Source organism: Acinetobacter qingfengensis, assembly GCF_008693185.1.
GTDB lineage: Bacteria > Pseudomonadota > Gammaproteobacteria > Pseudomonadales > Moraxellaceae > Acinetobacter > Acinetobacter qingfengensis.
In genome coordinates this window covers 114,471-127,390 of record NZ_VXKN01000005.1, presented here as the reverse complement: position 1 = coordinate 127,390, position 12,920 = coordinate 114,471, and the positions used below count along the sequence as shown (strand labels likewise).

Genomic DNA, 12,920 nt, shown 5'->3' with positions numbered 1-12,920 from the left:
AATACACCGATATTTGTTTTATGCCACGATCAATTCCATGAAAGTTGAACCACTGGATAGCTTCAAAATAGTTTTACCTTCTTGTTCAAATAACTCTCCTAGATCGACCAGATGATAAAATGCCTGCCTTTGAATTAAAGCCTCCAAATCGTAACGTACTCTGACATAAGGTCGGATTTCACCTTTAAATTCACGCAAACTGAGTGGATGTTGTTCATTCAGGATAAATACATCCTGATTTGCAGTTTGCATACGGATGTAAGATTGTCCCTGTTGTTCAATTTGATCTACGCAAGTAATCGACAACGGGACATCCTCAACCTCAATCTTGATTTTCTCTACAGGCGTTTTTAAATAATAGTCCTCACCTTCTTTCCATAACACTCTAGAAAACAAATCAATCATGCGTTGACGCAAAATCGGCCGCCCTTCATGCCACCATTCACCATTGGCCTTAATAACCAGATCCATTTCTCCGCAATATTCAGGTTGCCATAAATGTACTGGTGGAATTGTTGGTGTAGTCTGAAGCTGTTGTAAAAAATCGCTCAGATTGGCAAATGTTTGTTTATCTTTCATTGTTGATCTCTGACTGGTGCGTCCATTTTTATCAAAACGCTTTACCAGCACTGCGTTTTGCCCGATTGACAGTAAAAATAATGTACATTGCCATTTGGCTTCATTGCCCATTGTAACTATACTATCGTAATTTCTATTCTGACACGATTTTTGTGTCTTTTCTTTTTGCATACTCAAGGCAGCACCGAATGTATTACGGTTGCCACCCTTTACATTTTGAGGAGTTCTGCATGGAGCACATCGAACGCGAAGCGATGGAGTTTGACGTTGTCATCGTAGGCGCAGGCCCATCCGGTCTATCGGCTGCGATCCGTTTGCGTCAGCTTGCGATTGAAAATAATTTACCTGACCTGTCCGTATGTGTCGTGGAAAAAGGCTCTGAAGTTGGCGCACATATCTTGTCCGGTGCAGTACTGGAACCTCGTGCACTCAACGAATTATTTCCAGATTGGAAAGATCAAGGCGCACCTGTAACAGTTGAAGTCACACAAGATGACACCTATTTCCTGCTGTCAGATGAAAAATCCCAGAAAATGCCGTACTGGATGGTACCAAAATCCATGCATAATGAAGGCAACTACGTCATTTCATTAGGCAATGTCGTCCGTTGGTTAGGACAAAAAGCCGAAGAGCTGGAAGTATCTATTTTTCCCGGATTTGCTGCTGCCGAAATTCTCTATCATGAAGATGGCTCAACCGTCAAAGGTATCCAGACTGGTGACATGGGCATTGGCAAAGATGGTCAACCTACTCACAATTTCACGCCGGGCTACGAACTACATGCCAAATACACCCTGTTTGCCGAAGGTTGTCGTGGACATCTAGGTAAACGCTTGATTGCTAAATACAATCTTGATCAGGATGTAGATCCACAGCATTACGGGATTGGTATTAAAGAATTGTGGGAAATTGATCCTGCCAAACACAAACCGGGTCTGGTGATGCACGGTGCCGGCTGGCCACTGTCTGAAACCGGCTCATCTGGCGGCTGGTGGTTGTACCATGCCGAGAATAATCAGGTCACACTCGGCATGATCGTGGATTTGTCCTACGAAAATCCACATATGTATCCATTTATGGAAATGCAACGCTGGAAAACCCATCCACTGATCAAACAATACCTTGAAGGGGGTAAACGTATTTCTTATGGTGCTCGTGCTGTGGTTAAAGGCGGCTTTAATGCCCTACCCAAACTCACTTTCCCGGGTGGTTGCCTAATCGGTGATGATGCAGGCTTCCTAAACTTCTCCAAAATCAAAGGTTCACATACGGCCATGAAGTCCGGCATGTTGTGTGCCGAAGCGGTATTTGAAGCCATTCAAGCGGGTGCCGAAAAAGGTGGTGATTTGATGGTGGCTCGTGTCATTGAGGGCGAGGATCATTTTATTCAGGAAGTGACGAGTTATACTGAAAAGTATAACAACTCATGGTTAAAAGAAGAGCTTTACAATGCCCGTAACTTTGGCCCAGCCATGCATAAATTTGGTCAGTGGGTTGGCGGTGCATTTAACTTTATCGACCAAAATATTTTTAAAGTACCGTTTACCTTACATGACCTGAAACAAGACTTTGCTGTGATTAAAACAGTAGATGCCGAACACTTTAAACCGAACTATCCAAAACCGGATGGCAAACTGACCTTTGACCGTTTATCTTCAGTATTTGTATCCAACACAGTACATGAAGAAAATCAACCAGCACATTTAAAATTGACCAATCCAGAGATTCCAATTCAGGTCAATTTACCCAAATGGGATGAACCAGCACAGCGTTATTGTCCTGCTGGTGTGTATGAAGTCATGGACCATGAGGATGGTTCAAAGCGTTTCCAGATCAATGCTGCCAACTGTGTGCATTGTAAGACCTGTGATATTAAAGATCCTTCACAGAATATTACCTGGGTAACACCGGAAGGTGGTGGTGGACCTAACTATCCGAATATGTAACTTGAAGTATGAATAAAGCCAGTTTAAATTTAAAAATCCGATTCATTATGAATCGGATTTTTGCTGGAAAAATAAAAACCTGTGGTTTGACACAGGTTTCAGTCGTGTAAAAATTATAAACTATAATGTAGTAATTCCACTACTTAACCAGTTAAGAAGATTAGTTGCATCATTATTTCGTGCAACAGTAGAAGATGCACCTAATAATACGATAACAGCTGGACGCTGATTTACCGTTGCAGACATTACCACACAACGTCCTGCTTCATTAATATAACCTGTTTTAGAAATATTAATATTCCAGGCACCGTTACGTACTAATGCATTAGTATTATTTGACTTTAACACTCGATATCCAAGATTAAAATCATAATGTGCTGTAGTTGAAAATTGACGGATTAAGCCATATTGTGATGCAGAGCTAACTAGGATCGCCAAATCACGAGCCGAAGATACATTACTTGGATCAAGACCAGTAGACTCAACATAATGTGTTGATGTCATCCCCAATTGACGAGCTTTAGCGTTCATTGCGGCCACAAAAGCAGGGCGGCCACCAGGATAAGTACGTGCCAATGCTGCAGCTGCCGGATTCTCAGACTTCATCAAAGCAAGCAATAAGACTTCTGCACGATTTAATGTATCACCAGCACGTAAGGTAGAAGAAGAGTTTTTACCACCCGCACCAGCAAAATCAATTGGCTGCAAAGTGATTTTTTCTGACATGTTCAAACGGGCATCCGCCGTTATCACCGCTGTCATCAATTTGGTAATTGACGCAATCGGAACCGTAGAACTGGTATTTTTACCATATAATACTTCACCGGTTTGTGCATCCATTACAATTGCAGCACGTGCACTCACATTTGGCTGACCTGCGCGGGCGGTATTGTAATTGTTTGCTGTTGTTGGATATTTATTCGCAACCGTGCTATTGTTTAGCACTGTGCCTGATGTACGTGGTTTACTTTCTGTACGTTGTATCTGAACCGTAACCTGCGCTGCTGGCTGATCATTACTTAACAGTTGATTGGCTTGTGCGTCTGACCATGCCATTGTAGCCGAAGGCGCAACACTCTGATGTACTGTAATGTCAGCAAAGCTCACGCTACAACTCAACAGCCCCAGTAATATCAGACTGATTTTTGAGGTCTTTTTTGATTGCGGTTTGTGATTATGTATGACTTTTACACGACTTTCGATCATATCTCAGCTTCCTATTGAATAGTGTGCCAGCCACCTCAATGTTGTCGTAATTAGACCACAACTCGGGGAAATCATAGGGTGCAGGTGGAGGCTACTGTACTAGGATTGCTAAAATCGTGGTGTAATTGCAAGCAAATTTTGCTTTATGTAACAAAAATCCCGTCTTTTAAGGAGAAATATGTGATCTCTGTTTTAGTTGTTGACGATCATGAATTAGTCCGCACAGGCATTTGTCGTATGCTTGAGGATCATCCCGATATTAATGTGATTGGTCAGGCTGAATCAGGAGAAGATGCCATTCAGGTTGCTCGACAACTTCATCCTAATGTGGTGTTACTTGATGTGAATATGCCGGGCATCGGTGGTGTAGAAACGACTCGGCGATTATTACAATCTGTTCCCGAAACACATATATTGGCTGTAAGTGGCTTGGCAGAAGAACCTTATCCATCATTATTGCTTAAAGCTGGTGCCAAAGGTTATATCACCAAAGGAGCACCGCTCATCGAAATGGTCAAAGCCATTAAAAAAGTAATGCAAGGTGGTAAATATTTTAGTGCAGATATTGCCGAACAATTGGCCAGTTCTTACTTATCAGAAACACAACAATCGCCTTTTGATATTTTATCCGAGCGAGAAATGCAGGTGGCAATGATGGTGGTTAATTGTATTAGTGCACAGGAAATTGCCGAAAAATTGTTTGTGAGTGTCAAAACTGTAAATACATATCGTTATCGTATTTTTGAAAAGTTAAATGTAGATAGTGATGTTAAATTGACTCATCTTGCTGTACGTTATGGATTAATCAAACCTTAATCTATTTACATGAGTCAAACCAGATTTATTGCAGACGAAACCCTACACCGCTTAGGTCTTTCCTATACGGGTTATCGCTTATTTCTGGCTTCAGGATTATTATTTACTGTCCTATTAACACAACATGATACTTTCCTCGGCGAAAAATATCCTGCATTGTATTTTGCACTGTGTGTTACTTATTTTGTTATTTGTTTTATCAACTTTTTCAGCTTCAAATTTTATCGAAAACTCTTACAACGCCAGCTTTTTACTTATCTGATTATTGATGTTTTACATTTGACCATTATGCTGTATATCAGCTCTGGTCCCAATATTGTTACCATATTACTATTTATTGTGGTGGTTTTGGCAGCCAATATGCTGCTCAGTTCTAAACAAGCTTTAGCCCTAACTTTACTCAGTATCATTGCTGTAGTCTATCAGCAATTTTTTTACAGTATTTTTGAAAGTGAACACATCACTTTTGTTGGTACTTCCAGTATTATTACGCTGGTATTTCTAGCGACTTATGCCCTTGGGCAGGCTGCGGTAAAACGCCTGCATTTTGTTGAGTCGATTGCAGTCAGTCAGCGTAGTGCAATTGTCCAGTTACAGCACATTAATCAAAATATTATTGAACAGCTTGATACTGGTTTTATGGTGATTGATACTAAAGGAGAAATTATTACCTTTAATGAATCAGCACGTACTTTATTATTTTTACCAATTTATACTTCTGCTCATCTACATCAGTTATCACAAATTCATCCTCAGCTATATCATTTATTACAAATACAAACTCAGGCACAATTACGGGGTATTTTTCAGTTTAAACCACATCCAGAGGCCGAAGAACTGTCCATTCAATACCGTCCAATCAGCTCCAATCAACAGCAACTGACGTTATTAATTATTGAAAGCCTAATTAAAATTGATCAACAAGTCCAACAGTTAAAATTGGCTTCGTTAGGACAACTTTCTGCAAGTATTGCTCATGAAATTCGTAATCCACTTGCCGCAATTGCTCAAGCCAATGAACTTCTTGATAGTGAGGTCGAAGTAGAACAACAAGTTCTAACCAAAATGATTCAACGCCAATGTTCCAGAATTAATCATATTATTGAAGACACTTTAAACATGTCACGGCAGAATCAGACACACCCTGAGCAAATTGTATTGTATCCATGGCTAAAAGCTTTTATTCAGGAGGATTTAGTAGATATTCAACAGTATTTACATTTGACTATTGAAGACAAGGTATGTATCACTTTTGATCCAAATCAGTTACGCTTGGTACTCATTAACCTGATTCGTAATGGCATTCGTCATGGACATGAAAAATCGCCTGAAAGTCAGGTAATAATTGCAGCACATCAAGTTGCAGATCTGGTTTTTTTAGATATTATGGATCAGGGACAAGGGGTATCTGAACGGCAACGGCACAATCTTTTCGAGCCATTTTACAGTACAGCAACCAGTGGTACAGGCTTAGGACTTTATCTATCCAAAACATTTTGTGAAGCCAATCATGCTCGGCTAAAATATATTTCTCAATCTGAGGGAGCATGTTTTCGTATCGAATGTTTACCTGAAGATAAGTCTTAAATATGAATTTAATCTTTGAATTTTAATGATTTAATATAATGACAATTTACGAGAATTTACCAGCGCTTATTGTGGATGATGAAGAGGATTTACGTATTCTCATGACCATGACACTAAAACGTCTAGGTGTGCAGTGCATAACTGCGGAAAATCTGCAACATGCACAACATTTACTGGCCAAACATCAGTTTAGTATTTGTTTGACTGATTTAAACTTGCCTGATGGCAATGGCATTGATCTGGTACAACATATTCAGCAACATTATACAGGTCTACCGGTCGCTGTTATCAGTGCTTATGGCAATATGGATGTTGCGATTTCTGCATTAAAAGCAGGTGCGTTTGATTTTGTCAGTAAACCTATCCAGAAAGCTCAACTCAAAGCTTTACTAGAACATGCTCTAGATGTTGGCCACCATCCCATTACAGCACTGGATTTACAAATTGAAGATCAAACCCTAATCGGTCAATCAGCAGTAATGCAGCAACTCAAACGTACACTGCATAAACTCGCCCGTTCGCAGGCACCGGTTTATATTTCTGGTGAATCCGGGACAGGAAAAGAGGTTGTTGCTCGACTGATCCATCAATTGAGTAACCGTAATCAGGGACCTTTTGTGCCTGTAAACTGTGGTGCCATTCCACAGGAATTGATGGAAAGTGAATTTTTTGGCCATAAAAAAGGAAGCTTTACTGGTGCGCATCAGGATAAAATCGGCTTATTTCAGGCAGCACATACCGGCACATTATTTCTGGATGAAGTTGCGGATTTACCCTTGACCATGCAAGTAAAATTATTACGCGCCATTCAGGAGAAGAAAATTCGCCCAATTGGTAGTGATCAGGAAATTGCTGTAGATATCCGTATTCTAAGTGCTACCCATAAAAATCTGGAACAACTTATTCAAGATGGTAAATTTCGTCAGGATTTATATTTCCGTATTCACGTGATTGATATTCTTATTCCACCTTTACGTGAACGTGGACAAGATATCATCATCCTAGCAGAACATTTTTTACAACAAATTTGTGCTGATTGGCAACTTGAAGGACTTTATCTAACTGAGCAGGCAAAACAACACCTTCTCAATGGTTACTACGAAGGCAATGTTCGAGAGTTACGTAATATTATGGAGCGTGCTGTCACCTTATGTGATAGGCAATTGATTGATATTGAACATTTACAAGTTACCAAACCACAGATCTCAAATATTCCTCAAACTCCCTTTAATTCAGCATCACCTAATACTCTATCAATTCAATCTGCCGCTGAAAAAACCCCATTACCCAAAGAAGGACTAGAAGAGTATCTCGCGAATATTGAAAAACAATTATTGATTCAAGCTCTGGATTCCACTCACTGGAATCGGACGCTAGCAGCAAAAAAACTTGGCATGAGTTTTCGCTCTTTACGTTATCGTCTGAAAAAATTTGGGCTAGATGATGAAGAACTATGAAATTAAGTTCTCCAAAATTTATAGCGCATATCAATTATATTTATTGGCGTAATGAACTTGATATCAAGATTATTTGATGCAGAATTCACATAAAAAATGCCATATTTTGAATTACACAATAATAGCCTGACTTACAGTACAATAAAGACACTATTGATCTAGTCCAAATAAAGGATTACTCATTAATTTCAATGAAATTATGATATAGTGCCCGCAAAATTTACACTATGAAGAACCCACACTTATTGTATAAATTTTAATAGAAATGGATGATTTTTAATGATTAAATCAGACAACCTTAAAAATACTAAAGATTTCAGAATCAGCGTAGCGCCGATGATGGATTGGACACTCTAAATAAATTTAGTAAATTAAATCAAAAACTTAATTAAATTATATTTTCAAAATGGCGTAAAAATGGCGTAATTTTTTTGTTAAAAATATTTACATATTTTAACAACTCTATCTTTGCACATAGCTTTTTAACTTATCTATGTTTGGATTTCTTAGTAGGATTTAAATAATTCCCAATTCACCACTTTGGAAACTCAACTTAGACAATAACTTTCTGTGAACACGCTCATCACATCTTAACTTATAATATACGACACGCTAAATCTCCCAATTTTGTATATCCAAACTTCTCCTTATTATGTTCCCATATCATCTGATCATTAAAATTTCTAATAAGAGGTGGCTCTTGATTGACCCATTTATTATATTCTGCTATTCGTGAAAGCTCACCTATACCATAAAAAGCATTAAATAATGGTTGCTTAAATAGACTATAATAAGCAGGATCATCTGGAGAATAATAATCAGATTGAGGTAATGTTATTTGTAATTTAATATGCCAATAAACAAAGCCACCACTAACACAATAATCATTTAATTGATATTTAATATCTAAAGGTGACAATACTGGCAAGTTTTCTGATGGAACTAAATAGTCAGCAGAAACACTATATATTGGCCCATTTGGTGTATCATGCCAAATTGCACGAATTCTCAATGATTCATTTACGCCTAGCTCCACACGCTCTAACTCACGTATGATTGCCTCTAAATCGCTTAAGCAAGGTGGCTCTATACCAGAACGACTTTCTACATATAAAAAATAACCTCTATAATGTGACATCCATCTTTCTTCACGTTCAGTATAAAACATCTGCCAAGCAGGGATTGCTAATGAAACAGGAAAGAATTGCTGAGCAATGGAATAAGACGTTGGATTTAATAATAATTTCTCAATAGTTATAGAATCCCAAATTTCTGTTACAATATTAGTATTCGAATTAATCTCATCTAACTTCCGAGAAAGTTCAGATGATACAGTGGTGGAGCATACAAGTAGAAATCCTTTTGCGCCTACACGGTCACACCTATCCCTAATATCAATAATATCTGCTACCCCAACCGTCTTTCCTGAATTAGCAAAATGTTTACAATCAACTAACCAAATTCGCTTACTATCCTTTATACAGCTTCTGAGCTCTTCCTCAACCAATAAATCCCGTCCACTATCAGGTCCTATTCCAGTCCATTGTGGTCTAAGTCCTTTTTTAAGTAAAAGTTCTCTAATTAATTGTTCAAATTTCACTCCACTCTTAGGAAGCTCTTGAAAATTCAACATACCAACCCTTTAATATTAATAAATTTTTATAAAAATAACTTAACTACTAAATTAACTAAGACAAAGCTTATACATTAATTTCTATTTTTTCCACCAAAAATTATGAATTTTTCTATTTTTTTTACTTATTTTTAGTTATTATCAGTTTGATTGAGATTAAAGAGATTCCATCCTATGCAACCATTAAATCGAACAATTGATGATCCAGATTTCGTAAAAACAAGGTTAAAAGAAGTATTCAATTTTGATCAAAAACTACTTTTAGGTGTTATAGATGATAGCTTTGTTGAACGTAAAGGCACAACAAAGAATCATCCAAAAATTTATGGGGGAATTAAACAATATGCTGAAGGCATAGCCTTTTTACGAGAAAGGCTAATACCTCTTGGGTACAGTAAATTTTCAAGAAGCAATTCTGAATGGGTTCAACATAAAAGTTTAGGTATATTAATTAACTTTATGGCAGGCAATGCCAATGTCGGGCGTAAAGGTTTTACTCCGTCTAATGAAGAGCAATTTCAAGAGGTTAAAACAGCAAGAAATCGAAATCCTAAAGGCACTATGTTTTCCTTAATTGCAAAAGCTCAATTAGATGGGGATATGCTTACAGAGAAACTTCATGTTGATACATGGTGTTGGGCTCTAATGTATTATATTGATTATAAAAATCAAATAATTAGAAGTGAGCTATCATGCCCATCGCAATTAACGCCAGATGGAAAATATTTTTCAGAATATCATGAACGTATAATTTTGAAAGAAATCAGTATTGATCCTGAATCTGAATTTGATACTATTCTTTCCCCTAATTCTCCAGACCCTACACCGTCTATTGATTTTCAAATTAGACGTAAAAAGGCTTAAGAGGCAATACTATGTTTAATATGAGTCGTTTTGATCTCGCTCGTCAACGCCGTGGATTGACAAAGAGAGAACTGGCTCATCGTTTAGATGTAACCGATAGAACCATTTCAAATTGGTATAGCAATCAAGAAGTTGATGACCGTATTTTACAGAAAGCAGCAGAAATCCTAGATTTTCCTGTCAATTTTTTCTATGGTGATGATTTTGAGAAAGTAGAAGCTCAAGCAGTAAGTTTTAGAGCACTTTCAAAAATGACTGCTAAAAAAAGAGACATGGCAATTAGTCAAACCATTTTAGCCGAAATGCTCAGCAAATGGATTGATCAGAATTTTGATTTACCAGCACCAGATGTGCCTGATCTACATGAATTACGAAATGATGTTTCTATAGACAATTTCCAATCATTAGATGAGATAGATGAAGATAATGAACAATATTATTTAGAATTTTCTTTTCCAGAAATATGTGCTGAAACTCTTCGCAAAGCATGGGGGCTAGGTGAGCAACCTATTGGTAATTTAATTGCACTATTAGAATCCAAAGGTATTCGTGTTTTTTCTTTAACAAACGATGCTCAAGACGTAGATGCTTGTTGCCGATGGACTAATGATCGTCCATTTATCTTCTTAAATACATCTAAAACTGCTGAACGATGTAGATTCGACTTAGCACATGAATTAGGGCATTTAGTAATGCACAAACATGGAGTCGTTGAAGGCATTCAAGAGCAGGAAGCCAATGCTTTTGCATCCGCATTTTTAATGCCGAGGCGCAGCATATCTGCGGAACCAATCCGATCTCCATCACTTAAAAGCATTGTAATGAAGAAAAGTATCTGGCGTGTTTCTGCTGCTGCTTTAACTTATCGTTACCATAAATTGGGGATTATTTCGACTTGGAATGCCACCAGCATTTATAAACAATTAGCTCAAAGAGGAAAGAATAACGAACCAAACCCTATAGCCCATGAAACATCACTTCTTTTAGATAAAGTCTTTCAAGCCTTATCAGACGAAAAGTTTCAGCTATCTGAGCTTACTAATGCTTTAAATATAACGCTAGAGGAAATTAACAATCTTACTTTCCATATAGCTTCTAAACGTTATAACCTTGAAGCTGAAAGACGTAGAAGTATGCTCACAGTGATTTAAAACTATCCTATTTGAGCTTATAGCTCGATAAAATATAGAGATACGTGGATGATTATAAACACACACTCATCCATTATCTTTATTATTTAATGATAGGTGATCAACATTAAAACTTTTTTTAACCAGCCAATACCCACGTGTTCCACCAACACGCTCAAGCCAACCTGTATCTCTTAAATGATTGAGGTGTTTTTTTACTGCCGAATCATTGATACCCAACTGTACCGCCATATCACGATAAGAAATTTTGGGATTTTGTTGAATTAAAACTAAAATCTTATTTTGTCGGTCAGTCAATATTTCAGTGTCTACCATTGAGCCACCCAAATCTTCGATTGAGCCACCTATTGAGCCACCTAAATCTTCGATTGAGCCACCTAACGACTCAATCACAGGACGATATAACTTCACATCAAAAAAATCACCAGTTTCCAGAAATTCAGGTGTGGTTAAATGTTCTGCTTCACAGATTTGTTTTATCCGTTGCAGACCACTACCCCAATGCTCAATATAGCCTAGTTCTCTAAACACACGAGCCAATACCCGATTACGAATTTCTGAACGTCCTTGCAATAAATCTGCTTCGGTTAAACCATTAGGCAATCCACCTGGAGATACAATATTGACTAGATCATCATAGATAGCGACTTTAATATTACGCCCAAAATTACTATAGTCCCGATGAACATAGGCATTGATTAAGGCTTCACGAATTGCATTTTCTGGAATTTCCAAATAATCGTAACGTTTTAAACCACGAATTTCGGCACGCAAAGACAAATGATTTTTAATAAAAATTTCTGTTTGCTCAATTTGAGAAAACAAATCTCCTGTATATTCTTTACGGTCTAAAAATACACTCATGTTCGTGCCTTTAAATCTGGCACACTGGGTCATGACATGCTCATATTTACCCAATAAAATCAATAAGCCATGACTGGCATACTGCTGTCCTTGTTCCTCTATAACCAGTTTTAGGTTCAGCATTTTTTCTAAAGTTAATGCTTTATCGGTAGCCTTGAACGCAATTTCCAATACAGTTAAATCTAGTTTGTCTAAAGGATATTGATAATTTGCCAACGAATCGAAACTGACATTGAACCGTTGCAATTCTAGTTGTTGAATATTTTCAGGCGATGCAACACGGTTACTTGCACCTAAACGGATATATGTACCTTGCTCACGCCCCACAGATTTAAGATAGTATGGAAATAAACTTCCACGAGCCACCTCCACAACCAATAACTCTACGCCTGCAATATTTTCAATATAGATTTGTGCTGCCAATTGCGGGCTGCACAACTCATAAATCATTGAGGTAATTTTATCTTGTAAGTCAAAGATATCTTCCTGAATCCCAACTAACTGCCGATCATCCGAAACCCCAACAATTAACTTACCGCCACTACTATTTGCAAAGGCGATTAAAGTCTTGGCTATTTGTTGCCCTTTGGGTAACTGCTGTTTAAATTCTAGCGTCTTGCTTTCGCCTTTTTGAATCTCTAGCAATAGTGGATGTTCAGCATTCATTAACTATCGTTGATCTCTCTTCTGTATAGGGTTTCAATACGGTGTACTAGCAATAAATTCAGTAGATACCACAACAAAATTTACCTGTACCATAATCGCTACTTTACTAGATGAAACTCATTATTCACAGCAAACACTCTAAATAATGTTA

The 12,920-nt window shown here is 37.7% G+C and carries 10 protein-coding genes; 6 read left to right on the top strand and 4 right to left on the bottom strand.

The features are described 5' to 3' along the window. Positions 1–18 precede the first annotated feature (18 nt). On the bottom strand, positions 19–579 hold the full coding sequence (locus F4V57_RS08325) for a DUF1285 domain-containing protein (RefSeq protein WP_141729281.1): 561 nt from the start codon (positions 577–579) through the stop codon (positions 19–21). A 230-nt stretch (positions 580–809) separates the two neighbouring features. Here F4V57_RS08325 and F4V57_RS08320 point away from each other — a divergent pair, with 230 nt between their 5' ends. Then, positions 810–2,525 (top strand): electron transfer flavoprotein-ubiquinone oxidoreductase, encoded by a 1,716-nt coding sequence (locus F4V57_RS08320; RefSeq protein ID WP_070070713.1) that lies wholly within the window; start codon positions 810–812, stop codon positions 2,523–2,525. A 120-nt stretch (positions 2,526–2,645) separates the two neighbouring features. Here F4V57_RS08320 and F4V57_RS08315 read toward each other — a convergent pair whose 3' ends face one another. Beyond that, positions 2,646–3,731: a D-alanyl-D-alanine carboxypeptidase family protein gene (locus F4V57_RS08315; RefSeq protein ID WP_081409267.1), complete on the bottom strand. Its 1,086-nt coding sequence runs from the start codon at positions 3,729–3,731 to the stop codon at positions 2,646–2,648. A gap of 180 nt (positions 3,732–3,911) precedes the next feature. Here F4V57_RS08315 and gacA point away from each other — a divergent pair, with 180 nt between their 5' ends. The 3 genes from gacA to F4V57_RS08300 are packed head-to-tail and all read left to right on the top strand — an operon-like array spanning position 3,912 to position 7,591. Beyond that, positions 3,912–4,547: a response regulator transcription factor GacA gene (gene gacA / locus F4V57_RS08310; protein WP_070070714.1), complete on the top strand. Its 636-nt coding sequence runs from the start codon at positions 3,912–3,914 to the stop codon at positions 4,545–4,547. Between the two features lie 9 nt (positions 4,548–4,556). Next, entirely contained in the window at positions 4,557–6,134 is a 1,578-nt protein-coding gene (locus F4V57_RS08305; protein WP_070070715.1) for a sensor histidine kinase, read from the top strand. Between the two features lie 38 nt (positions 6,135–6,172). Then, the gene (locus tag F4V57_RS08300) at positions 6,173–7,591 is read left to right on the top strand and encodes a sigma-54-dependent transcriptional regulator (RefSeq protein WP_070070716.1); all 1,419 of its coding nucleotides are present in this window, start codon (positions 6,173–6,175) and stop codon (positions 7,589–7,591) included. Positions 7,592–8,186: 595 nt separating this feature from the next. Here F4V57_RS08300 and F4V57_RS08295 read toward each other — a convergent pair. After that, positions 8,187–9,224 (bottom strand): restriction endonuclease, encoded by a 1,038-nt coding sequence (locus tag F4V57_RS08295; protein WP_070070717.1) that lies wholly within the window; start codon positions 9,222–9,224, stop codon positions 8,187–8,189. A 174-nt stretch (positions 9,225–9,398) separates the two neighbouring features. On the opposite strand from F4V57_RS08295, the gene F4V57_RS08290 reads away from it, so the two are divergent. Then, entirely contained in the window at positions 9,399–10,088 is a 690-nt protein-coding gene (locus F4V57_RS08290; RefSeq protein WP_070070718.1) for a hypothetical protein, read from the top strand. Positions 10,089–10,108: 20 nt separating this feature from the next. Continuing rightward, positions 10,109–11,239, top strand: a complete 1,131-nt coding sequence (locus tag F4V57_RS08285) for an XRE family transcriptional regulator (RefSeq protein ID WP_227515714.1) — start codon at positions 10,109–10,111, stop codon at positions 11,237–11,239. Between the two features lie 66 nt (positions 11,240–11,305). Here F4V57_RS08285 and F4V57_RS08280 read toward each other — a convergent pair whose 3' ends face one another. Then, positions 11,306–12,769 carry an AlbA family DNA-binding domain-containing protein gene (locus tag F4V57_RS08280; RefSeq protein ID WP_070070720.1) on the bottom strand — a complete coding sequence of 488 codons (1,464 nt, stop codon included), beginning with the start codon at positions 12,767–12,769 and terminating at the stop codon, positions 11,306–11,308. Between the last annotated feature and the right edge of the window lie 151 nt (positions 12,770–12,920).

Coding starts and splice junctions, on each gene's coding strand:
- F4V57_RS08325 (WP_141729281.1), bottom strand. CDS start 579: ATGAAAGATAAACAAACATTTGCCAATCTGAGCGATTTTTTACAACAG.
- F4V57_RS08315 (WP_081409267.1), bottom strand. CDS start 3,731: ATGATCGAAAGTCGTGTAAAAGTCATACATAATCACAAACCGCAATCA.
- F4V57_RS08295 (WP_070070717.1), bottom strand. CDS start 9,224: ATGTTGAATTTTCAAGAGCTTCCTAAGAGTGGAGTGAAATTTGAACAA.
- F4V57_RS08280 (WP_070070720.1), bottom strand. CDS start 12,769: ATGAATGCTGAACATCCACTATTGCTAGAGATTCAAAAAGGCGAAAGC.
- F4V57_RS08305 (WP_070070715.1), top strand. CDS start 4,557: ATGAGTCAAACCAGATTTATTGCAGACGAAACCCTACACCGCTTAGGT.
- F4V57_RS08320 (WP_070070713.1), top strand. CDS start 810: ATGGAGCACATCGAACGCGAAGCGATGGAGTTTGACGTTGTCATCGTA.
- F4V57_RS08290 (WP_070070718.1), top strand. CDS start 9,399: ATGCAACCATTAAATCGAACAATTGATGATCCAGATTTCGTAAAAACA.
- F4V57_RS08285 (WP_227515714.1), top strand. CDS start 10,109: ATGAGTCGTTTTGATCTCGCTCGTCAACGCCGTGGATTGACAAAGAGA.
- F4V57_RS08300 (WP_070070716.1), top strand. CDS start 6,173: ATGACAATTTACGAGAATTTACCAGCGCTTATTGTGGATGATGAAGAG.